Origin of the sequence: Vescimonas coprocola (genome assembly GCF_018408575.1) — a bacterium.
In the GTDB taxonomy this organism is placed as follows: domain Bacteria; phylum Bacillota; class Clostridia; order Oscillospirales; family Oscillospiraceae; genus Vescimonas; species Vescimonas coprocola.
This window is the reverse complement of sequence record NZ_AP023418.1, coordinates 1,945,755-1,968,096: the sequence shown is the minus strand read 5'-3', so window position 1 is coordinate 1,968,096 and position 22,342 is coordinate 1,945,755. Positions and strand designations below refer to the sequence as shown.

The 22,342-nt window shown below is 59.8% G+C and carries 15 protein-coding genes and 1 tRNA gene; 9 read left to right on the top strand and 7 right to left on the bottom strand.

From position 1 onward, the window contains the following. Positions 1 to 699: 699 nt before the first annotated feature. Together KJS28_RS09725 and KJS28_RS09720 are read left to right on the top strand one after the other, a co-directional pair. Positions 700 to 1,197 carry a protease inhibitor I9 family protein gene (locus KJS28_RS09725; RefSeq protein WP_213540746.1) on the top strand — a complete coding sequence of 166 codons (498 nt, stop codon included), beginning with the start codon at positions 700 to 702 and terminating at the stop codon, positions 1,195 to 1,197. Between the two features lie 19 nt (positions 1,198 to 1,216). Continuing rightward, positions 1,217 to 7,690 carry a S8 family serine peptidase gene (locus KJS28_RS09720; protein WP_213540745.1) on the top strand — a complete coding sequence of 2,158 codons (6,474 nt, stop codon included), beginning with the start codon at positions 1,217 to 1,219 and terminating at the stop codon, positions 7,688 to 7,690. A gap of 148 nt (positions 7,691 to 7,838) precedes the next feature. Here the strand turns inward: KJS28_RS09720 and KJS28_RS09715 are convergent, their stop codons facing one another. The 4 genes from KJS28_RS09715 to KJS28_RS09700 all read right to left on the bottom strand — a co-directional run bounded on the left by KJS28_RS09715 (position 7,839) and on the right by KJS28_RS09700 (position 11,441). Further along, on the bottom strand, positions 7,839 to 8,261 hold the full coding sequence (locus tag KJS28_RS09715; protein WP_213540744.1) for a PaaI family thioesterase: 423 nt from the start codon (positions 8,259 to 8,261) through the stop codon (positions 7,839 to 7,841). Between the two features lie 73 nt (positions 8,262 to 8,334). Next, a complete protein-coding gene (locus KJS28_RS09710) occupies positions 8,335 to 8,745 on the bottom strand; it encodes an ATP-binding protein (protein WP_021858788.1) in 411 nt (136 codons plus the stop codon). Positions 8,746 to 8,870: 125 nt separating this feature from the next. Next, a complete protein-coding gene (locus tag KJS28_RS09705) occupies positions 8,871 to 10,211 on the bottom strand; it encodes a glucose-6-phosphate isomerase (protein ID WP_213540743.1) in 1,341 nt (446 codons plus the stop codon). A gap of 84 nt (positions 10,212 to 10,295) precedes the next feature. Next, entirely contained in the window at positions 10,296 to 11,441 is a 1,146-nt protein-coding gene (locus KJS28_RS09700) for a D-alanyl-D-alanine carboxypeptidase family protein (RefSeq protein WP_213540742.1), read from the bottom strand. Between the two features lie 123 nt (positions 11,442 to 11,564). Here KJS28_RS09700 and KJS28_RS09695 point away from each other — a divergent pair. The 4 genes from KJS28_RS09695 to KJS28_RS09680 all read left to right on the top strand — a co-directional run bounded on the left by KJS28_RS09695 (position 11,565) and on the right by KJS28_RS09680 (position 12,691). Further along, positions 11,565 to 11,638, top strand: a tRNA-Gly gene (locus KJS28_RS09695). 221 nt (positions 11,639 to 11,859) lie between these two features. Continuing rightward, positions 11,860 to 12,075 (top strand): phage minor head protein, encoded by a 216-nt coding sequence (locus KJS28_RS12820; RefSeq protein ID WP_213540741.1) that lies wholly within the window; start codon positions 11,860 to 11,862, stop codon positions 12,073 to 12,075. Further along, entirely contained in the window at positions 11,991 to 12,365 is a 375-nt protein-coding gene (locus KJS28_RS12815) for a ribonuclease domain-containing protein (protein WP_213540740.1), read from the top strand. Before KJS28_RS12820 ends, KJS28_RS12815 begins: the two co-directional genes overlap by 85 nt. A 17-nt stretch (positions 12,366 to 12,382) precedes the next feature. Continuing rightward, the gene (locus KJS28_RS09680; RefSeq protein ID WP_021858782.1) at positions 12,383 to 12,691 is read left to right on the top strand and encodes a barstar family protein; all 309 of its coding nucleotides are present in this window, start codon (positions 12,383 to 12,385) and stop codon (positions 12,689 to 12,691) included. 116 nt (positions 12,692 to 12,807) lie between these two features. On the opposite strand, the gene KJS28_RS09675 is transcribed toward KJS28_RS09680, so the two are convergent. Further along, positions 12,808 to 14,181, bottom strand: a complete 1,374-nt coding sequence (locus KJS28_RS09675) for a sigma-54 interaction domain-containing protein (protein ID WP_213540739.1) — start codon at positions 14,179 to 14,181, stop codon at positions 12,808 to 12,810. Between the two features lie 258 nt (positions 14,182 to 14,439). Here KJS28_RS09675 and KJS28_RS09670 point away from each other — a divergent pair, with 258 nt between their 5' ends. The 3 genes from KJS28_RS09670 to rpoN all read left to right on the top strand — a co-directional run bounded on the left by KJS28_RS09670 (position 14,440) and on the right by rpoN (position 18,747). Further along, positions 14,440 to 15,840 carry a glycerate kinase gene (locus tag KJS28_RS09670; RefSeq protein WP_213540738.1) on the top strand — a complete coding sequence of 467 codons (1,401 nt, stop codon included), beginning with the start codon at positions 14,440 to 14,442 and terminating at the stop codon, positions 15,838 to 15,840. A gap of 12 nt (positions 15,841 to 15,852) precedes the next feature. Then, the gene (eno, locus tag KJS28_RS09665) at positions 15,853 to 17,124 is read left to right on the top strand and encodes a phosphopyruvate hydratase (RefSeq protein WP_213540737.1); all 1,272 of its coding nucleotides are present in this window, start codon (positions 15,853 to 15,855) and stop codon (positions 17,122 to 17,124) included. Positions 17,125 to 17,394: 270 nt separating this feature from the next. Beyond that, positions 17,395 to 18,747 carry an RNA polymerase factor sigma-54 gene (rpoN, locus tag KJS28_RS09660; protein ID WP_213540736.1) on the top strand — a complete coding sequence of 451 codons (1,353 nt, stop codon included), beginning with the start codon at positions 17,395 to 17,397 and terminating at the stop codon, positions 18,745 to 18,747. Between the two features lie 83 nt (positions 18,748 to 18,830). On the opposite strand, the gene KJS28_RS09655 is transcribed toward rpoN, so the two are convergent. Beyond that, positions 18,831 to 19,970, bottom strand: a complete 1,140-nt coding sequence (locus KJS28_RS09655; RefSeq protein WP_213540735.1) for a mandelate racemase/muconate lactonizing enzyme family protein — start codon at positions 19,968 to 19,970, stop codon at positions 18,831 to 18,833. 39 nt (positions 19,971 to 20,009) lie between these two features. Then, complete coding sequence (locus KJS28_RS09650; protein ID WP_213540734.1) at positions 20,010 to 21,572, bottom strand: Na+/H+ antiporter NhaC family protein; 1,563 nt, start codon at positions 21,570 to 21,572, stop codon at positions 20,010 to 20,012. Positions 21,573 to 22,342: the final 770 nt, after the last annotated feature.

The window sequence follows — 22,342 nt, the reverse complement described above, 5'->3', positions numbered from 1 at the left end:
TTGTGAGGGGACAGCAGCTTTTTCCGATTGTCTCCGACGAGTGACTTTTCCGATTGCCTCCGGCGGCCTACTTTTTGTCAGCAGCGACAAAAAGTATGCAAAAAAACGCCGCTTGAAACCTAAGGTTTCAAGACTTCCTCTTTTGCGGACAAGAGCTTCCGTCTAAATCCCGCCAAGGCGGGGAATTGGCGTATTTCTATTATCGCTGCCGCTGCATTGGGTGATGGAAGGGACTTGCTGTTCTACCGGAGGGACGTGCCTCCGGCGGGTAACTTTCTGCCAATAGCGGCAGAAAGTCACCCGGCGGAGACATAAAAAAGAACTACTACTGGGAACAGTGGGCCGGCGGAGACACGTTCCTTATAGAAAAAGAGCGATCGGCGGGAAATTGTCCGCCGGGGACAAAAGCGGGCCGGGAAGGTATGCCGCCGGAAGAGGGAACGGCAGGGAGACAATTTGTAAGAAGATGGCAAAAATGTCCCGGTCACAAGAACAGATGGTGGCAGAAAGTACATATCTGGAAAACAGGCGATATTCAGGGGAAAAACTTCGCCACGCGAAACTTGCTTTTGAAAAAATTTCCCAAATCGAGAAGAATTATCTTGCCATACTGGGACGGTAGGTGTTATAATTCAACCTATATACTGGGAGGAGCTAACACTTTTTCCGACAAAATCCATTACAGGAGGATCATGAGAGATGACAGTCTGCAAACGGATCGGTGCATGGCTGCTGACACTGGTGCTGCTGGTGTCTGCCCTGCCTTACACCGCCTTTGCGGCCTCGGAGGACTCCCACGTGGTGAACGCCACCATGGAGGAGACCTCGGTGGAGGACATTGCCAGCAATGTCACCACCCAGCTGCTGCGGGGCGCAAAGACCAAAAACGAAACCCTGAGCATGGAGGCTAAGCCCACCCATGAGGACAGTGACTCTGTGGAGATCATTGTGGTGGTGGATGACTCCGTGGCCAAGCCTGCGGCTCAGGCCCAGGTGCAGTCCCTGCTGCAGAAGCAGGAGAAGGCTGCGGCCACCATGTCCCGTGCCATCGGGGAGACGGTGGAGCCGCAGCGTCAGTACACGACGCTGCTCAATGGCTTCTCCGCCACTGTGACCTACGGCCAGTATAAGGCTCTGAAGGAGCTGGACTGCGTAGAGTCCGTGTTCCTGTCCCCCCACCTTCAGCCTGCTGCCTGACACCGCCAACAGCACCCGGATGATCGGCGGCGGTCTGGCCAACGAGACGGGCTTCACCGGCGAGGGGATGCTGATCGCCATTCTGGATACCGGCGTGGACATGGACCACCAGATCTTCAGCAAGGCCCCCGCCAACCCTGCCCTGACGCAGGACGACGTGAAGGGTCTGCTGTCTAAGTACGACTTCCAGGCCGAGGGCATTGTGAAGGGCCTCAGCGTTTCTTCCGTCTATAAGAGCGCCAAGTTCCCCTTCCAGTTCGACTACGGCGATAAGGACACCGACGGCGCCCCCGGCACCGAGGGCAGCCATGGTACCCACGTGGCCTCCACCGCTGCCGGCTGCACCGGCATCAATGCGGACGTGCAGGGTGTGGCCCCGGACGCCCAGATCGCCAACATGAACGTCTTTAAGTCCAGCGGCAGCGCTTCCTACGCCGACATCCTGTCCGCTCTGGAGGATTGTATGCTGCTGGGCGTGGATGTGGCCAACCTGAGCCTCGGCTCCGACGCCGGCTACATCGACTATGAGAATCCCGACGAGTTCACCGAGAGCCTGCTGAACGTCTTTAAGCGGGCCGGCGAGAGCGGTATGTCTCTGGCTGTGGCTGCCGGTAACGCTTACAGCGCTGCTTACGGCGATGCCTTCGGCAACAAGGCGCTGGCCAGCAACCCCGACTACGGCCTGATCAGCGAGCCCTCCACCTACGGCGAGTCCATGTCTGTGGCCGCCGTGTCCAACAGCAAGGTCAAGAGCCCCTACATCACCGTGGGCGGCCGTGACTTCGCCTATCAGGACAGCGGCACCATCAGCACCGACGAGAACGCCAAGATCTTCCGGGAGCTGGCCAAGAAGGGCGAGCTGAAGTATGCCGTGGTGCCCGGCTACGGCACGGAGGACGACTATGAGGGCGTCGACGTCTCCGGCAAGGTGGCGCTGGTGCAGCGCGGCGGCGGTATGTACTACGAGCAGAAGGAGCGCAACGCCTATGCACAGGGCGCCATCGCCATGCTGGTGTACAACAATGTTCCCGGTATGCTGTATATGTCCATCACCGACTGGAAGATGCCCTGTGCGTTTATCTCTCAGGAGGCCGGTGAGTATCTGAAGGCGCAGGAGAACAAGGTCCTGACCGTGGGCGCCGCCGACAAGCTGGTGGCTTCCCCCACCTATGGTATGGCGGACTTCTCCTCCTGGGGCGCCACCACGGAGCTGACCCTGAAGCCGGAGATCACTGCGCCCGGCGCAGGCATCTATGCCGCCGTACCCGGCAACGCCTATGAGAGCATGGACGGTACGTCCATGGCTTCCCCCCATGCGGCAGGCGCTATGGCCATCGTGCAGCAGGCCCTGAAGGCCCGTGGCATGACCGACGCCACCCAGCGCAAGCACATGGTCGATACCCTGCTGATGAGCACCGCCAGCATCATTTACGATTCCAACGGCCAGCCCTATTCTCCCCGCAAGCAGGGCGCAGGTCTCATCAACATCAATGACGCCGTCAAGACCGAGGGCTACCTCACTGTGGACGGTATGATCCGGCCCAAGCTGGAGCTGGGCGACGATCCCGCAGAGAAGGGCGTCTACACCATGACCTTCAAGGTCCACAACACTGGTAAGGACACCCTGTACTACGATATCCAGCCCATCGTCCTCACCGACGGGACCACGACCTATACCAACAGCGACAACGAGGCCTTCCTCACCAGCAGTGAGACGGCTGTGGCGCTGAGCCACACCTTCACCACCAACTGCAAGGATGACCGTGTGGCGGTCCCCGCAGGCGGAGAGCAGGAGGTCACTGTCACCGTTACCCTCACCAACGCCAAGGAGGAGCTGAAGAACTTCGAGAACGGCGCCTATGTGGAGGGCTTCGTGACCCTGAAGCAGGTGGCCGCTGACGGCGGCAAGCTGGAGAGCACCATTGATCTGGGTATCCCCTATCTGGCCTTCTACGGCGACTGGACCAAGGCTCCCATCATCGATTCCACCGACTACTGGGAGACGCTGGACGGCACCGAGAGCAAGGCACAGGCCTACATGAACACCGCCTTCACCACCTCTGCCGAGGGCCAGATCGACACCTATCTGGGCGACAACAACTACGCCAATGTGCCCTATTTTGCCGATCACAACGCCATTTCCCCCGACAACAGCAATGACATGATGGACAGCCTCACCGGCATCTACACCGGCCTGCTGCGCAATACCAAGACGCTGAAGTACACCATCACCGATCAGAAAACCGACGAGGTGTATCTGGAAAAAACCTGCGACTACGTCAATAAGTCCATCTACAGCTACGACTACTACCGCATCGTGCCCGCCGGTGTGAATGCCGATTATACCGGTATCGACGCATGGTACGGCACCGCCAAGAACAACTCCAAGCTGCCCAACAACACCAAGGCTACCGTGACCATTGAGGCTACCCTGCCCTATGGCGACGGCGGCACCAAGAACCTGAAGAACAGCTGGTCCTTCCCCATCACCATCGATAATGAGGATCCCCATGCCAGCAACCTGAAGGTCACCGAGGCCGAGGGCCGCTACTATCTGAGTCTGGATGTCAGCGATAACCAGTATGTCTCGGCCATCGTGTTCTATAATCTCCGCAACAGCGATCTGCTGTACGGGATCAAGGGCTTCTCCGAGACCACGCCGGGCCTCACCACCCACGTCAAGGAGTATGACGTCACCGGTATGGGTGAGACCTTCGGCATGATCGTTCACGACTACGCCGGCAACTCCAAGACCTACACCGTGAAGGTGCCCGGCAACAGCGACGATTATGGCATCGTGAAGCCCACCAACGTGCTGTGGACCGAGACCTTCGACAACGATTGGCTGCCTGCCGATTGGAGCATGGAGTCCAAGGGCGCTTCCGTCAACACGTGGTATCGTGACGTGGACTACACCGCCACCGTGGATGCCGACAATGACTTCCAGCAGAACGAGTGGCTGTATTCCCGTGCCACCGACATCAGTGGTGTGGAGACGGATGTCCACATGATCTTCAACTTCTACACCACCCCTGTCTATACCGTGGACTACAAGCGCTGCAACCTGCAGGTCATGGCTTCTGCCGACGGTCAGAACTGGGAGGAGGTCTGGAACCTGCAGAAGGATGCCGGGGTCTTTACCGCTTGGGCTGCCACGCAGGCCAAGGTCACCATCCCCGAAAAGTTCCAGAATTGCGACGACCTGCGCTTCGCCTTTGTCTACACCGGTAAGGGCGGCGCCCAGATCTCCGTGGATAATGTCCAGCTGTACGCCGATGTCCGTGAGGACTATATCGCCGTGACGGCTACCTCCGGTGAGGGCGGCGCCATCGACCCCGCCGGTACCACTCTGGTGAAGAAGGGGACCAGCAAGACCTTTAACGTGGTGCCTGCCACGGGCTACGAGGTGGCCAATGTGGTGGTGGACGGCACCGATCTGGGTCCCATCTCCTACTACACCTTCGAGCGTGTGGGTACGGATCACACCATCTCCGCCACCTTCCAGAAGGCACAGGCCGGTGGGGAGATCGCTATCTTCAACAACGACTTCGACGACGCGGCCTTCCCCGGCCAGGGCTGGACGGTGAAGAACACCAACGGCACCGGTAAGTATTACAACTGGCATCAGGCCCGCAACACCCTCGTATCTACGGGTACCGATGATAAGCAGGCCATTGTGGATGCCGACGACTATTACGACACCGAAGTGGGCGACAAGCAGGACGAGCTGCTGATCTCCCCGGTGGTGGATCTCACCGGCAAGGCCGCTACCCTGTCCTTCAACTACGGCTTCGAGCGTACGGCACTGTATGGCGGCAAGATGACCTTCACCGTGGAGGCCTCTACCGACGGCGGCAAAACTTGGACGGCCATTTGGAACGCCAAGGATGACGTGACTCAGGGCTCCGACGCTATCCAGACGGGTCTGGCGGAGATCACCGTGCCGGAGGCCTATCAGACGGCCAACGTGCAGTTTGCCTTCCGCTACTACAAGACGGCTCCCACCGGCGCCGGTTCGGTTGCCGTGGACAATGTGAAGCTGGCGGCTCCCGCCGGGGCTTCCGAGATCAGCGTGCTGACCACCGTGGCCGGCGAGGGCGGTGCGGTCCAGCCTGCGGGTCAGACTAAGGTCGCCACCGGCGAGACCGTGAACGTGACCTTCGTGCCGGATGAGGGCTATCAGCTGGCTTCCGTCAAGGTCAATGGCCGCAAGGTGGGGGTCACCGACAACGCCTACGCCCTGACCATGGATCAGAACTACGCCGTGACGGCGGACTTCGAGGTCATCCCCGATGTGCCGCAGGTGATGTTCGAGAACGATTTCGAGAGCGTCAGCGGCGACAAGTTCCCCTTCCACGGCTGGACGCTGAAGGTGCAGGATACCAACAGCACATGGAAGCAGTATACCTACTACAACTGGAAGTACGAGGGCAATGATTCCAAGCACGCTTACATCACCAACGACTGGACGGGTGCACAGGATGAGTACCTGATCTCCCCTGTTGTGGACCTCTCCGCCACCCGTGACGGCGTTCTGACCTTCGACTTCGCCTACGGCGAGCACGGCATCAAGAACAAGACCTTCACTGCTACGGTGGAAGTTTCTACCGACGGCGGAAAGACGTGGAACGCGATCTGGAACTTCCAAGACAGCTATACCGGCCAGCAGGCCAGCAACTACATCATTTCCGGCAGCGCAGAGGTTCCCGTGCCCGCCGAGTACAATGTGGCCGGTGTCCAGTTTGCCTTCCGCTATGTCCATCCCAATGAGGACACTACCGGCCAGCTGGCCATCGACAATGTAAAGCTGATGGCTGTGGAGACCGGCGAGGCTGCCCAGAAGTACACCATCACCGCAACTGCCGGTGAGGGCGGCTCTATCACCCCCAATGGTGACGTCTCCGTGAAGGAGGGTGCCTCCCAGACCTTCGCCGTCGCCGCCGGCAACGGCTATGAGATCGCCGACGTGCTGGTGGACGGCAGCAGCGTAGGCGCTGTGGAGAGCTACACCTTCTCCGACGTCAAGGCCAACCACACCATCTCCGCTTCCTTCAGCAAAACGACCTCTGCCGCAGAGTTTGACAACGACTTTGAGCAGGACGAGTTCCCCGGACACGGCTGGACGGTGCAGGCGGAGAACACCGGCTGCACATGGTATGTCGGTACCAACCGGAATCTGAACACCACCCGTCAGGCCCGTATCGACTTCGACTACTACGAGTATGAGGGTTACGGCATCGGCGAGGTGCAGCCCATGGCTGCCGGCAGCGGCAAGAAGCAGAATGAGTATCTGATCTCCCCGGTGGTGGATCTCACCGGCAAGACGCCTACTCTGTCCTTCGATTATCTGCTGTTCAAGTACATGATTCAGAACGACATTGCCAAGTTCACGGTGGAGGCCACCATCAACGGCGGCCAGACTTGGACCACCATCTGGGATGCTGCCGATCTGGATGCTACCGGCGGCTACTGGTTTAAGGGTACGGCGGAAATCGAAGTACCCGCCGCCTATCTCACCAGCAACGTACAGTTTGCCTTCCATTTCTACAAGACCTATGCCCAGTACACCGAGAGCGACGGTATGTTCGCCGTGGATAACGTGAAGCTGGTCACCGGTGATGAGGACCCCTGTGCCAACGGTCACGCCTACGGTGAGCCGGTGTGGAAGTGGAACGATGATTTCACCGCTTCTGCCACCTTCACCTGCGCCAACAACGACGCTCATGTGGAGAATGTGACGGCCACCGTCACCAACGCCGTGACCACCGAGGCCACCTGCGAGACGGACGGCGTTCGCACCTACACCGCCAAGGTCACCTTCGGGGGTAAGGAGTACACCGACACCAAGACGGAGACCCTGCCTGCCACGGGTCACGCCTACGGCGAGCCGGTGTGGAAGTGGAACGATGATTTCACCGCTTCTGCCACCTTCACTTGCGCCAATGATGATTCCCACGTGGAGACGGTGAACGCTGCTGTCACCAATGAGGTGACCACCGAGGCCACCTGCGAGGCCGACGGCGTTCGCACCTACACCGCCAAGGTCGCCTTCGAGGGCAAGGAGTATACCGACACCAAGACGGAGACCCTGCCTGCTACCGGCCACGACACGGAGTTGGTGGGCACCAAGGATGCTACCTGCACCGAGGACGGCTACACCGGCGACGAGGTCTGCAAGGTCTGCGGCGTCACGGTGAAGCAGGGCGAGGTGCTGCCTGCTCTGGGTCACGACTACAAGGATGGCAAGTGCAGCCGCTGCGGCGCTGAGGAGCCTACCACGCCTGTGGAACCCGGCAAGCCCGGCGATTCCGGCAAGCCTACCACGCCGGAGAAGCCCGCTGAGCCGTCTCAGCCCACCACGCCGGATACCCCCGCCACCGGCGACAGCAGCAACATGACCGCCCTGTGGGTGGTGCTGACTGTGGCTGGTCTGGGCATCATCGCTCTGGTGGTGCTGCTTGTCACCAAGCGCAGCAAGAAGCAGAACGGCTAAGCGCTGACAGGACTCCTTAATAGTTGAAGAGGTCCCTCCGGCCATGTGACCGGAGGGACCTCTTCTTTCCCTGATTTACCTGAAAGTCTCAGCACAAAGGCCACCCTGCGCCATCGGCGCAGGGTGGCCTTTATCTGTCGGGGAGGGATCAGCCCTTGTGCCCGGCGGGCTTGCAGCGGAAGGTGTAGCAGCCCTCGGCGCAGCGGACGCCCTGAGCGTCTTCCACCCAGACCTGCATCACCACGATCTGCCGCCCCATGCGGACGCTCTCCGCCCGGCAGCGCAGCAGTCCCGGCTGGGCCGGGGCCAGATAATGCAGGTCGTAGTTCACCGTCCGGCAGGTGCTGCCACGGCTGCAGGCCGCCGTTCCCGCCACATGATCCATCATGGCAGCGTAGACCCCGCCGTGGACGATGCCCAGCGGGTTCAGCATCCCGTCGCCTGCCGTCAGTTCCCCCTCGGCCCAGCCGTCGCCGATGCCGGTGACGTGGAGCCCCAGCCCGTGGGTGAAGGTGCCGGGGCGGTTGGCAAGTTCCATGACGTCCTGCCAGATCTGTTCCTGTTGTGTCATATGATGCTCCTTTTCCGGGAAAGAAACCGACTCCCTGCCCACAGGCAGGGAGCCGATGCTCTTACGAAAATGCTTACAGATAGTTCCGCATACCCTCGGTGGCCAGAGATTCGTCCGCCGTGATGGTCACGGTGAACTTGACGCTGTTCTTCTCACTGAAGCGCTCCAGCCAGTTCAGGAACTTCTCCACCGCCATCAGGTCGCTGGTGCCGGCGATCTTGCACAGGTTGTCCACGAAAACGTGGGAAATATCGTAATTGCCCGCATACAGACCGCTGATAAAGCCACGCAGGCACTCAAAAGAATCCACGGAATATTCGCTGGCGTTCACCAGACGAACGTTATAGCTGATGTTATAGGTCATGTCGGCGCTGGGTTCCATGCAGACGACGCTGCCGTTCTCCGCCTCCACAGCGTTGTGGATCAGGTCGATGAGCTGCTTGGTCTTACCGGCCCCGTTTGCGCCCATGATCAATCTAACCATAAGTATCACTCCTCTTGATAAGATCGGGATGGTTATTCCCTGTCATTAAGATACCATATTGCCGACCAAATGGCAATGGGAAAAACGCTATTTTACAGATTTGTAGAAATGGTGTAAAGAGGCGGTCAAGCTCTGTGCAGTTTTTCCGCCAGTTCCTGCCGCAGGGCCTCGTAGCCGGGCTTTCCCAGCAGGGCGAACATATTCTTCTTATACGCCTCCACCCCCGGCTGGTCGAAGGGATTCACGTCCAGCAAGTAGCCGGACAGGCCGCAGGCGTACTCGAAGAAGTAGATGAGCTCACCCAGCGTGAAGGCATTGATCTGGCCGGTGCGGAGGATGATGTTGGGGACGCCGCCCTCCACATGGGCCAGCAGTGTGCCGTCCATGGCCTGCGTGCGGATGAAATCCACGTCCTTCCCGGCCAGAAAGTTCAGGCCGTCGCCGTCGGTCTCATCCAGCGGCACCACCTGCGGCCGGTGGGAAGCGCCGAAGCGCACCACCGTCTCGAACAGGGAACGCTCCCCCTGCTGGATATACTGACCCATGGAGTGCAGGTCCGCCGTGAACTCCACGCTGGCGGGGAAGAGCCCCTTGTGTTCCTTGCCCTCGGACTCGCCGTACAGCTGCTTCCACCACTCCGCCATGAACCGGAAGCTGGGCTCATAGGCCGCCAGCACCTCGATCTTCTTGCCGGTGCGGTACAGCTCATACCGGGCGGCGGCATACTGCCAGGCGGGGTTTTCCGCCATGTCCGTCTTGGCGCAGACCTCCATCATAGTCTCGGCACCCTCCATCAGCTGGCAGATATCCACCCCCGCCACGGCGATGGGCAGCAGGCCCACAGCGGTGAGGACACTGTACCGGCCGCCGATGTCGTCAGGCACCACGAAGGTCTCGTAGCCCGCTTGATCCGCCAGAGCCTTCAGCGCCCCCTTGCGGCGGTCGGTGGTGGCGTAGATGCGCCGGGCCGCCTCCTCTGGGCCGTACCGCTCCTCCAGCAGCTTCCGGAAGAAACGGAAGGCCACCGCAGGCTCCGTGGTGGTGCCGGACTTGGAGATGACGTTGACGGAGAAGTCCACCCCCTCCAGCAGGTCCATAAGCTCCGCCATCTGGTCGGAGGACAGGCCGTTGCCGGTGAAGTAGATGTTGGGGGTGTCCTTCTTTTTCAGGTTATAGTTGGGGGAGCACAGGCACTCGATGACGCCCCGTGCGCCCAGATAGGAGCCGCCGATGCCGATGACCACCAGCGCCTGAGAGTCCTGCTGAATTTTTCGGGCCGCCGCCTGAATGCGGGCGAACTCCTCCCGGTCATACTGCCGGGGCAGCTGCACCCAGCCGGTGAACTCGCCGCCTGCGCCGTCACCGTGCTGCAAATGGCTGTGGGCCAGCCGCAGCTGGGCGGCACGGGCCTCCTCGTAGGGCAGCGGGATAAACTGCCGGATATGGGACAGATCCATCTGTATCATATCAGATGCCTCCTCTGTACAATTTGGTTTATCATACAACGTTTTCCCGTGGAATACAAGAGGAAACCTACCCAAAAGCGGCTTTCAGCCGGCAAAAAATGCCGCCGACAGCATCCGGCGCAGCATGGTACCGAAGGTGAGACGCTCCACGCTCTGCGCCGCCCGGATGGGGATGGACTGCACCGTCTCGCCGGCGGCATCCGTCACTGTCAGAGTCCCCAGTTCCTGTCCGGTGGACACCGGGGCCTCCACCTGTTCCGCCAGTGTGACGGACTGGGACAGACCCCCGGCCTGACTTTTCTGCACCAGCGCCACCGCCTCCTGCGGGTCGATGCAGGGCTGCACCGTCTCCGTCTCCCCCAGCACCACCGGGATGGCGGGGAAAGGTTCCTCCGGCGCCGTGTGCAGCAGGGCGTAGGTGGAGAAGCCGTAGTTCAGCAGGGCCTTGGCATCCTCGAACCGCTGCTGGCCGGTGGGGGACTTCAGCACCACGGCGATGAGCTCCATGCCTTCCCGCTCCGCCGTGGCGGACAGGCAGTATTTGGCGCTGTCGGTGGAGCCGGTTTTCAGACCCGTGGCCCCGTCGTAGAACCGGATCAGCTTATTGGTGTTGGCCAGCTGGAAGGTGCCGTCCCGCAGGGTATCCATCCAGATGGTGGTGTAGCGGCGGATGTCCGGGTGCTTTTCTATGAGCTCCCGGCTCATGAGGGCGATGTCCCATGCACTGGTGACGTGGCCCTCCGCCGGAAGGCCGGTGCAGTTGACGAAGTGGGTGTCCGTCATGCCCAGCTCCTTGGCCCGTGTGTTCATCTGCTCCACAAACAGCTCCGTCACCCCGGCCACGCACTCCGCCAGCGCCACGGCGGCGTCGTTGCCGCTGGCCACGCACACCGCCTTCAAAAGATCGTCTACGGTGATCTGCTCACCCTCCGACAGGTAGACGTGGCTGCCGCCCATAGAGGCGGCGTAGGCGCTGACCGTCACCACGTCGTCGTAGTGGAGGCTGCCCTTTTCGATGGCCTCCATGGTCAAAAGCAGCGTCATCACCTTGGTGACGCTGGCCGGCTCCAGCGCCTCGTGCTCATTTTGGGCGTACAGCACCTGTCCCGTCTCTTTCTCCATCAGCAGCGCCGCCTCCGCCCGTATCGGCAGCTCCACCGCTCCGGCCTGTGTCGGCGTCAGCGCCAGCACCAGCAGGAGCGCCGCCCATAAGCCCGCCATCCGTCTCATATGCAGCCCTCCGTTCCGTTTTGTTTCCAGCATATGCGGCGGTGAAATTTTCATGCCGCCGTCGACAAAATTTCCGGTTGCAAAGCCGGGGGATATCTGCTATAATGAGCAGGTATTCAAAATGCAGGGTTAGTACATCGGTAGTACATCGGCTTCCCAAGCCGAGGAGGCGGGTTCGATTCCCGTACCCTGCTCCAAAAAAGGACTTCAAGAGAAATCTTGAAGTCCTTTTCCTTTTGGATGCAAACCGTTGTGCCACAAGGCTTTGCGGGATTTGCACTATGGGAATTGCTGCGACATTTTCATAAAAATTTTATAAGGGTTGCATACACAAGGGCAACAAACTACTGCCTGACACAGTAATATAAGAGGCTTTTCATGGATGGCCTAATCTGTTATAGTAGAAAGGAAGAAGTTTGTGCGTAGCTTGAAGTATAAATATTGGAAATCCGTCATCGATCTCCGAAGATGTATGGAATGCAAAAAGCATCAAGGGAAAATTTACTTGCTCTATGATATTATTCCAGAAGAACCACCGCTCCATCCTAATTGTCGCTGCTCTGTTCAACGCTTAGTGGCAAAACGGCTGGCACAGCGACAAAGATTGGCCTGCGGGGGGCCGATTGGTGGCTAAAAACTTTTCGTCAGCTACCTGGATACTATATAACTGAGGACGAAGCTAGCAAGTTAGGATGGATTCCGATTTTAGCAAATCTTGTCAGTGTTGCACCTGGTAAGATGCTGACAAAGGGCGTTTACAAAAACAGAGACAAGCGGCTCCCCGATGCACTTGGACGAATATGGTACGAGGCTGACATCCATTACTCTTTTGGTTACCGAGGCGGTGAACGAATTCTCTACTCCAACGATGGATTGATTTTTGTTACTTACGACCATTACGCCACATTTGTCGAGATTGTTTGACAGAAAGGAGCTTTGTTATGAATCGCAACGCATATACGCCCATTACAGCCGACCCCGTTTTACTGCGCCTGAACAGCTGCAGGGACTGGGGCACATTACATCAGCGTATCCGCAAGGCATTTGGATTTCCCGACTATTACGGGGAAAACTGGGATGCCATGTGGGATTGCCTGACGGATGTGTTTTTGCAGCCGGTGCAAAGGCACATTGTGGTGGAGGGCTTTGACGCCATGCCGCAGGGGCTGCGGGCGTACGCCGCTCCGATGCAGGAGATTTTCAGTGACCTTCAGGAGAAATACCCTTGGGTCTCGGTCACATACCGCTGATCGCAGGGATCGCAAAAAGCTATGGGCAGCCAGAGGGAGGAAGGACACCCCGCAAGGGTGTCCTTCCTGCTGTTATGCCCTGATAGCGTGCGCTGTCGAAGGACAGCACACGTTTTTCACCGGATATCGTACTTTTTCATTTTATAGGCGAGGTTCTGCTTGCTGACCTGCAGCTCCGCCGCCGTTTTGGTGAGGCTGCCGCCGTTGCGGCGGTAGGCGTCCTCGATGAGGAGGACCTCGTACCGAGCCAGCATCTCGTGGAGGGGCAGGCCTCGGACGTCCTCGGCGTGCATGGTGTCCACCGCCAGCCGGGAGAGGATGTAGTTGGGGATATCGTTGCGGGTGAGGATGGCGGTGTGATTGTTGTGGAAGGCGGATTCGATGACGTTTTTCAGCTCCCGGACGTTGCCGGGCCAGTTATAGGCCAGAAAGATATCCTGTACCTCGCTGCTGTATGCCATGATCTGCTTGTGGAATTTCTTGTTGTAGTGCTTGCGGAAATATTCCATCAGCAGGGGGATATCCCCCTTCCGCCGGTACAACTCCGGGATATCGTACCGCAGCACACACAGGCGGTAGAAGATATCCTCCCGGATCTTATTCCGCTCTACGCAGCCCTCCGGGTCCTCGTTGACGGCGGCGATGATCCGCACGTTCACCTGCTTTTCCTCCTTGGCACCGATGCGGCGGATGCAGTTGTCCTCCAGCACCCGCAGCAGCTTGGCCTGCGCCGTCAGCTCCATGGAGTTGATCTCGTCGAGGAACAGCGTGCCGCCGTCGGCCAGCTCGAACAGACCCGGCGTATCCTTAGCCCCGGTGTAGCTGCCCTTGGTGGTGCCGAAGAGGATGCTCTCCAGCAGAGTACTGGGGATGGAGGCGCAGTTCTGCTTGATGAAGGGGGCATCCTTGCGGCGGCTGGTTTTCTGGATGGCGTTGACAATGAGCTCCTTTCCGGTGCCGGTCTTGCCATAGACCAGCACATGGGCATCGCTGTCGGCGGTCTGCAAGATCTTCTCCTTGATGCGGATCATCTCGCCATCCTGCGTGACGATGTCCTCCAGCGACTGGTCGGAGGTGTTGTAGCTTTTGGTGAGGGCGCTGATGAGGCTGATGTCGAAGCTTAGCCGCCGCTCGGTGACGTGGGCATCCTTGTAGATGACCATATCGATGACGCCCACCACTTCGCCGTGCTCCTTAATGGGGACGGCGCTGCAGTTGGCCTCCATGGCGTCCCCCTTGTAGTTGATATAGGTCTGCTCGTAGTTGATGAAGCTCTCTCCTGTTTTCAGCGCCCGGCAGATGTAGCTGTCCTCCCGCTTCAGGGTGGGATAAATTTCAAAGAGACTGCGGTTCAGAGGCTCGTCCTGCCGCAGGTTTACCAGATCGGGATAGGCGGTGTAGTAGTGGCGGATGATGCAGTTTTTGTCCACCACCATCAGGCCGTCCACATAGTCCACCAGACGGAGCATTTGTTCAAAGTTCTTGTTCATAGTTCATACCTCCTGAGAAAAAGAATGGGGAAGGGGCGAGACAAAAAATCTTGACACGGCGCAGAGCAAGGGCGGAAGTGAAAGGCGGCTGCACTGCCGGATCGGGTGACTGTTTGGCGAAAACGCCGAGTTTTCCGGGAAAATCTTGTGAAAACCGCTGGACGAGGAGCGAAACTTGCGGAATAACCGTGGAAGCTGTCATGCTGGCACGGGAGTTGCTATTTATCTTGGCATCAACTAAATATGCGAGGAGATACCATGAGCGATCATAAAATCAAGAATAAAGAGAGCCTGCTGTCCCACGGCGACGCCGGGGCCAAGGCGCAGGTGCTGGAGCTGACGGAGCGGGTGCTGCAACGGCTGGATGCCCGGAAGCGACTCCACGAGATGATGCATCGGGAGGGCAGCGAGCTGGTCATCGGAAGCCGCCGCCACGATCTGAGCCGGTACCGTCATGTGTACGCCTTTTCCTCCGGCAAGGCGGGCAATCACATGGCACGGGCCTTCGAGGATCTGCTGGGGGAGTATCTGACGCTGGGCGTCACCATCATCAAGCTTCGGGATGAGGAGGACGTCTATCGAAAGACGGAGGTCTATGTGGGCGGGCATCCCCTGCCCAATGAGGAGGGCATCCGGGGCTGCCAGCGGATGATCGACATCGCAGAGCAGATGGGGCCGGACGACCTGTTGCTGCTGGGCCTTACCGGCGGGTGCTCAGCGCTGATGGGCTACCCGGTGGAGGGAACCACACTGGAGGATCTGCAGGAGGCCACGGATGTGATGCTGAAAGCCGGGATGTGGGTCATGGACATCAACGACATCCGGGGGCATCTGTCCCGCATGAGCCGGGGACGGCTGGGGCAGCACATCCACGGGGCCAAGATCCTCTGCTTTGAGATCTGGGACGCCGTGGGGCTGGATGATATCACCGATTACACGGAGCCGGTACCCATTATGGGGACCCCTGTGGGCTACGACACCGTGACCTTCCAGGACATCGGTGCCATCCTCCGCAAGTACCATATCGAGGACAAGCTGCCCCGCAATGTGGCCCGGTATCTGCTGGACTATGACCCGGCGCAGGAAACGCCCCAGACCATGACCAACGATGTGGATTACTATATCGTCAACACCCTGCCGGACTCCTGCCAGGCGGCGCTGGAGGCGGCGGAGGAGATGGGAATCCCCGCCCATGTGCTGACTACCTACGCCGAGGGGGAGAGCCGGGACTACGGCACCTTTATGGCCTCGCTGGCCCATGAGGTGGTGAAGAACGAACGGCCCTTCCGGGCGCCCTGCTTCCTGTTCTCCGCCGGGGAGACTACCACCGCCATTCCTGACAGCAGCCTTATCCGGGGCCATGGCGGCCCGTCACAGGAAATGACGGCGGCCTTTGCCGTGGCAGCGGAGGGGTTGAAGAATGTGTGCCTGCTGTCCATGGACAGCGAGGGTACCGACGGCACCACCCCGGTGGCAGGCGGCCTGACCGACGGCACCACCGGGACTGCTGCCGCAGAGCGGGGCATCGACCTGCGGAAGGCGCTGCGGGAGCACGCCGCCTATGAGGCGCTGGAGCCGCTGGGGGATACGGTGCTCACCGGGAACACGGGAACCAATTTGTGCGATTTTAATGTGCTGTACATCGGTACACAGGAGTAAGGAGGAACTATTATGAAAATTCAGGATTTGCGGGCCAGAGAGATCATCGACTGCAAGGGAAAGCCCCTGCTGGAGGTGGATATCATCACCGAGGATGGCACCATGGGCCGGGCAGCGTCCCCCTCCGGTATCTCCGCCGGGGAACACGAGGCTATGGTGCTGCGGGACGGTGACCGGAGCCGTTATGACGGCAACGGCGTCCGCAAGGCCGTGGAGATGGCGGAGAAGGTGGTCCTGCCTGCCATCCGGGGCATGGACGTGCTGGACCAGCAGGCGCTGGACCGCCGTCTCATGGAGCTGGACGGCACCCCCAACAAGTCCCGTCTGGGGGGCAATGTCACGTACAGCACGTCGCTGGCGGTCATGCGGGCCGGATGCCAGCTGCGCCATGTGTCCCAGTACCGCTATCTGAACCCCGGTGACATTCGCACCATCCCCCTGCCCACCTCGGATATGTTCGCCGGAGGCAGCTATGAGGACGACACCATGCCGGTGCAGGAGACCACCATTGTTCCCTATAAGGCATCCTCCATCGCTGAGGCTACGGAGATCCTCTGCAAGGTCTATAAGAAGCTGCCGGAGGTCATCCGGGAGTTTCAGGGGGGCCGCCGTCCGGAGATCGGCGCCATGTCGGAGTATATGGCCCCCAGCACCGATTTCATGGACTGTCTGGATATCCTCTATGAGACGGCCAAGCGCTGCCACTGCGAGGAGAAGATCGCCTTCCATATGGACTGCGCTTTCAGCGAGATCTACGACGCCAAGCGGGGTACCTATCACTACTGCGGCCGGGAGGTGGATCTGGACGAGATCATCGGCATCCTGAAGCAGGCCACGGAGAAGTACAACTTCCTCTACATCGAGGATCCGGTGGACGAGAACGACTGGGAGGGCTGGGTGAAGGCCGCCAAGGCGCTGGATCGTACCACCCTCTGCGGCGACGACCTCACCGTCACCAACATCGACTATCTTCGCAAGGCACTGGACATGGGGGCCTGCGGGGCCTTCGTCTTTAAGCCCAATCAGGTGGGGACCGTTACGGAGGCTATGGAAGCCCAGCGCTATGCCGTGGAGCACGGAATGTTCTCCATCCCCTCCATCCGGGCGGGCGGCGTCAGCGACGACCCTGTGGCGGACATGGGCATCGCCGGCGGAGCGGCGGCGGTGAAGCTGGGCCCGCCCAAATTCGGTCACGCCATTCACATCGTCAACTCTCTGCTGCGGGCGGAGACGGAGCTGCCGGCAGCCAAGCCCTTCGACTTCTCGCCCTTCGTGAAGTTCTGAGGTACTTGCCCCTATTGTAAGAGATACTAAGGGAAAATACAAGATTTTTTACAAAATAGTTAATGAAATCGGATACGACGTAAAAATATTTTTACCAATTTGATCTCTACACCCCCTCAAGTAGGAGACCGCAGCGGACGCAGAACACGGCGGCGCTGCGGTCTCCCTGCGAAAAAACGGCTTGCGCCGGGGCGGTGGATGCACTATAATAAACTATGATAATATGATAACAAAAAAATCCCGTGCAGGGAGATCCGGGAGGGAAGCACAGTGGAACTGGAGCTGAGGCAGGAACAACAGCTGTCCATGCGGCAGCTGCATAGTCTGCGGCTGCTGCAAATGGGGCGGCTGGAGATACGGGAGTATCTGGAGAGCGTGGCGCAGGAAAACCCCACGGTGGAGCTGGAGCTGCCCCACGAGGAGGAGCCTCTGACCCGGCGGGCCGAGCGCTGGCTGGACCGCTGGCGCTGGCTGGAGGAAAACGACCGCCAGAACAGCTACTATGAGCGGCCCAATCAGGAGGAAGAGGACTCCCCCATGAACCGTATCGGCACCGATGGCGGTCTGGCGGAGACGTTGGAGAGCTTTCTGTGCCGCCAGATCGCCGGACTGGAGGTGCCGGAGAGGCAGCGGCAGCTGCTTTACTATCTGGTGGGCTGTCTGGAGGACAGCGGGTACCTCACCGTGCCGACGGAGGAGCTGGCCGCCGGGGCTGGTGTGCCGGAGGAGGAGTTGCGCCGCGGCATCGCACGGCTGCAGACGCTGGAGCCGGCGGGAGTGGGGGCTGCGGATCTGAGCCAGTGCCTGTACCTGCAGCTGCAGCGCATCGGAGACGACGGCCCCGCCACCCAGATCGTGCTGCATCATCTGGAGGCGCTGGCCAGGAACCGCTATCACCAGATCGCACAGACCCTGCATATCTCGCAGGAGGAGGTGCGCCGGGCCCAGCAGCGCATCCGGCAGCTGGATCCCCGGCCGGGGCGACAGTTCAGCCCGCCGGAGCCGGCCCCCATGGTGTACCCGGATGTGTTTGTGGTGGAGCAGGAGGGGGAGTTCGTCTGCGATGACCACCGGCGTCCGGCCCCCATGCTGCACCTGAACCGGTATTATCAGGATCTGTACCGCCAGACGGATGATCCGGAGGTCAAAAAGTATCTGGCGGAGAAGCTGGTGCAGGCGGAGAACGTGTTGTTTGCCCTGCGGCAGCGGGAGAGCACCATGCTGCGCTGCGCCCGGTTCGTGGCGGCGGGGCAGCAGGCATTCTTCCGGGATGGACCCCGTGCCTTGCGGCCCATGTACATGACGGAGGCGGCACAGGCGCTGGACGTGCATCTGTCCACCGTCAGCCGTGCGGTGAAGGACAAGTACCTCCAGTGCCGGCAGGGGGTGTTCCCCCTGAGCTACTTTTTCTCCGCTCCAGCCCCGGACGGCAGCGATGTCAGCCGCCGGGCGGTGCTGCTGCGGCTGCGGGAGCTGATCGACGGGGAGGACAAGGCTCATCCCCTGTCGGATGAAAAGCTGCGGTGCCTGCTGGAGCAGAAGGGCTGTGTTTTGTCCCGGCGCACCGTGGCCAAGTACCGGGAGGAGCTGGGCATCCCCGGCACGGCGGGCCGCCGGGAGTAACAGCATAAGCTTATTTTTTCAAGCAGCAGCGGGGAGCCGAATGGCTCCCCGCTGCTGCTTTCACCTGTGGGAGTGGGATTGGATCACTTCCGCAGCACGGTGTACTTGTCCATAAGCTCGTGGTTGATCTCCACGCCAAGGCCCGGCTTCTGGGGCACGGCAATATAGCCGTCCTTATCCACCACCAGAGGCTCCGTGAGCATCATGTCACGCACCTCGTAGGGCCAGTAGGGAGGATCGTAGCAGTACTCGATGAAGGGGCAGTTGCTGACGGCACCCGCCATATGCAGGGCGGCGGCCATACCCATGCCGTGAGTCCAGGTGTGGGGGGTGTAGATCTTGTTCTCCGCTTCCGCCATGGCCGCCACCTTCCGGTTCTGCACGAAGCCGCCGGAGAGCACCACGTCCATCTGATAGATGTCGAAGCAGTTGTGCTTGATGAGGTCACGGTACTCGTGGACCTGAGCGTTCAGCTCGCCGCCGGCCACATGGAGGGTGGTGCGCTTGCGCAGCTCTGCCAGACCCTCGAAGTCGTAGCCGTACAGGGGCTCCTCGATCCACTCGATGCCGATCTCCTCGAAGGCACGGCACACGTTCAGAGCCTTCTTCAGATCCCACTTGGCCACGGACCGCTTGCCGGTGAAGAACCAGCCCTGATTGGCGTCCACGGCGATCTTCAGCTTGTCGCCTACCCGCTTTTTGATCTCGGCGATGATACGGACGTCCTCGAAGGGATCGTCGTGGTGAGCACGGAGCTTCATCATCTTGAAGCCCTCGGCAATATACCGCTCAGCGTCCTCCACACGCTCCTCCACGGACTTCAGGGAGCCGGTGCTGGCGTAGGCCAGAACCTTATCCTGCACGCCGCCCAGCATCTTGTAGATGGGGAGGTTGGCGTATTTGCCCAGTGCATCCCACACGGCTACCTCCACGCACCAGGGGCGGTAGGCGTACAGGGAGGCGTTGACGAGGCCGGTGTTGATGGCCTCCACCTGCGTGATCTCCTTGCCGATGACCAGCGGGCGGATGTGGGTGTCCCAGATACCCGCCAGCAGCTGGGAGGAGTCGCAGGCGGCACCGTAGCCGTGGATACCGTCATCGGTGATGATCTCAGCGATGGTAACGAACAGCTTGGTCTCCGGATTGCCGGGGTTCCAGGTGGAGGGGAAGGGATGGGGCAGGGGGACTTCCACCACCTGCAGCTTCGCGTCGATAATTTTCACGGTTATATCCTCCTATTCGTGTCCAAAATTTGGATGGGATCAGGCGGCATCCTGAGAGGCCTTGGCATCCTTGCCACGGCCCACGTGCTTGTTCAGCAGGAAGGACACCAGGCAGATGAGCACCAGCGTGATGGCAAGCCCCACGAAGGCACCGCCTTTCATCAGGCCGCTGACGATATAGCCTACCAGAGACGAGCCGGCTACCGTCAGGGCGTAGGGCAGCTGCGTGCGCACGTGGTCGATGTGGTCGCAGGAGGAGCCCATGGAGGACATGACGGTGGTGTCGGAGATGGGGGAGCAGTGGTCGCCGAAGATACCGCCGGACAGCACCACGCCGATGGCCATGCCTACGGGGGCGCCGATGGAGATGGCCAGGGACACGGCGATGGGGATGAAGATGGCGAATACGCTCCAGGAACTGCCGGTGGAGAAGGAGGTCAGGCAGGCAGCGATGAAGATGATAGCGCACATAGAGGTGGGGGTCAGGAAGCTCTCGCAGGTGCTGACGATCCAAGTGGAAGTGCCGCAGGCGGAGCAGATGCTGCCGATGCCCCAGGCCAGCATGAGGATCATCAGGACCTCCATCATGCCCGTGCAGCCCTCGATGAAGGTGCTCAGGGCCTTCTTGAAGTTCCAGACCTTGGTGATCATGCCCATGATGATGGCGGAGATGGAGGCCAGAATGAAGGCGGTATCCAGCGCCCGCAGGGAGCTGCCGTTGGCCAGCGCACCAAAGATGCCATTGGTCTTGATGTCACCGGTGTAGAACAGGCCCACGAAGATGAACACCAGCAGCACGATGACGGGAACCAGCATATTCCAGATGGAGGGCTTGGCACCTTCCGGAAGCTCCTCCTGCTCGACCTCACGGCGGATCTCGGCGCCGTCACGGAACAGCTTGCCGGTGAGCAGCGCACGGTCCTCGGCCTTCTTCATGGGGCCGTAGTCCCAGCCGGTGACGGCGATGATGAGCACCATGAGGATGGAGCCGATGGTGTAGTACTGATAGGGGATACCGGCCACGAAGTCTGTCTGAGGATTGCCGGTATAGCCGGTGGAGGTGTAGAAGGTGGCGATGAGGCCGATGATGTAAGCGCCCCAGGCGGAGATGGGGAACAGAGTGGGGACGGCCGCCGTGGTGGAGTCCACGATGTAGGCCAGCTTCTCACGGGAGACCTTTACCTTATCGGTAAAGCTGCGGCAGATGGGGCCTACCAGCACGGGGTTGGTGGAATCGGAGAACCAGACGAACACGCCGCCCAGCCAAGTCAGCACCTGAGCGCCCCGGCGGGTCTTGCCTGCGCCGCGGCTGACGGCATTGGCGAAGGCTTGGGCGCCTCCGTTCTTTTCCAGCAGCAGCGACAAACCGCCGCAGAAGGTGGTCAGCGCCAGGATGCGCTGGTGGTCGGTATCCTCGAAGCCGGGGAGGATGTAATCGAAGAAGGTGCTGTAAAAGCCCTCCCACAGATTACCGCCGCACAGCATCACGGCACCGACGAACACGGCAATGAACAGGGACAGCACGACCTGGCGTGTGATGACCGCCAGGACAATGGCCAGCAGAGGGGGAACGATGGCCAATAGGGTAGGTGAAAACTCCATATGTCGTCCTTTCCTCACTCGAAGAGTGAAACATAAATTCTGCGGTCCGTGGACCGTCTGCCCATAGTAATAGCAAGTGACGTGCCAGTCTGAGAAACGGCGATTTTTCGGGGATTTTGGGGGACGGTAAAAGCAATGAGTTCCATTTTGTCAAAAATATTTGATTTTGCATCCGGATACTGGTGTTTTCTGTCAAGAGAATTTGACAAATCCGGAGAAATATGAAGAAATTGTAAAAAATTGACGTATGGGGGAGTACTTGTGGGGGCTACTCCGAAGGCAGATGCTTTGCCAGAAGTGGTTGGTTACCTCCGGCGGGTATAGCTTTCCCCTGATCGCAGCAGAAAGCCTGCACCGTCGTGTCATCCGGTTTCTTGTTGCGTCATTGCCAAGCCAGTGCGCACACTGGCTGTGGCGATCCGTCCCCCACGGTAGAGCAGCAAGCTTCTTCAACCACCCAATAAAGCGGCAGCGTGAGTAGGAGAAAGGCGATTCCCTGTTTTGGCGGGATTTAGGAAGTAACTCTTGCACAGAAAAGAGGAAGTCTTGAAACCTAAGGTTTCAAGCGGCATTCTTTGGTAACTTTCTGCTGCTATTGGCAGAAAGTTACCCGCCGGAGGCAAAAAGAAAAAGCCACCCGCCGGAGGCAAAATACGACACATTTGCAAAGCGGCCTTGTAATGACGGAAGAATGAGCCGCAGCCACGGCAGGGGCTTCCCCTTGATTCCGGCGGCGGGGTCTGATATAATATTTGGGATTTTTCCCCGGC

Bases quoted from the DNA above. Each gene is read 5' to 3' on its own strand.
- KJS28_RS09725 (WP_213540746.1), top strand. From the start codon at position 700: ATGACAGTCTGCAAACGGATCGGTGCATGGCTGCTGACACTGGTGCTG.
- KJS28_RS09720 (WP_213540745.1), top strand. From the start codon at position 1,217: ATGATCGGCGGCGGTCTGGCCAACGAGACGGGCTTCACCGGCGAGGGG.
- KJS28_RS09715 (WP_213540744.1), bottom strand. From the start codon at position 8,261: ATGACACAACAGGAACAGATCTGGCAGGACGTCATGGAACTTGCCAAC.
- KJS28_RS09710 (WP_021858788.1), bottom strand. From the start codon at position 8,745: ATGGTTAGATTGATCATGGGCGCAAACGGGGCCGGTAAGACCAAGCAG.
- KJS28_RS09705 (WP_213540743.1), bottom strand. From the start codon at position 10,211: ATGATACAGATGGATCTGTCCCATATCCGGCAGTTTATCCCGCTGCCC.
- KJS28_RS09700 (WP_213540742.1), bottom strand. From the start codon at position 11,441: ATGAGACGGATGGCGGGCTTATGGGCGGCGCTCCTGCTGGTGCTGGCG.
- KJS28_RS09680 (WP_021858782.1), top strand. From the start codon at position 12,383: ATGAATCGCAACGCATATACGCCCATTACAGCCGACCCCGTTTTACTG.
- KJS28_RS09675 (WP_213540739.1), bottom strand. From the start codon at position 14,181: ATGAACAAGAACTTTGAACAAATGCTCCGTCTGGTGGACTATGTGGAC.
- KJS28_RS09670 (WP_213540738.1), top strand. From the start codon at position 14,440: ATGAGCGATCATAAAATCAAGAATAAAGAGAGCCTGCTGTCCCACGGC.
- eno (WP_213540737.1), top strand. From the start codon at position 15,853: ATGAAAATTCAGGATTTGCGGGCCAGAGAGATCATCGACTGCAAGGGA.
- KJS28_RS09650 (WP_213540734.1), bottom strand. From the start codon at position 21,572: ATGGAGTTTTCACCTACCCTATTGGCCATCGTTCCCCCTCTGCTGGCC.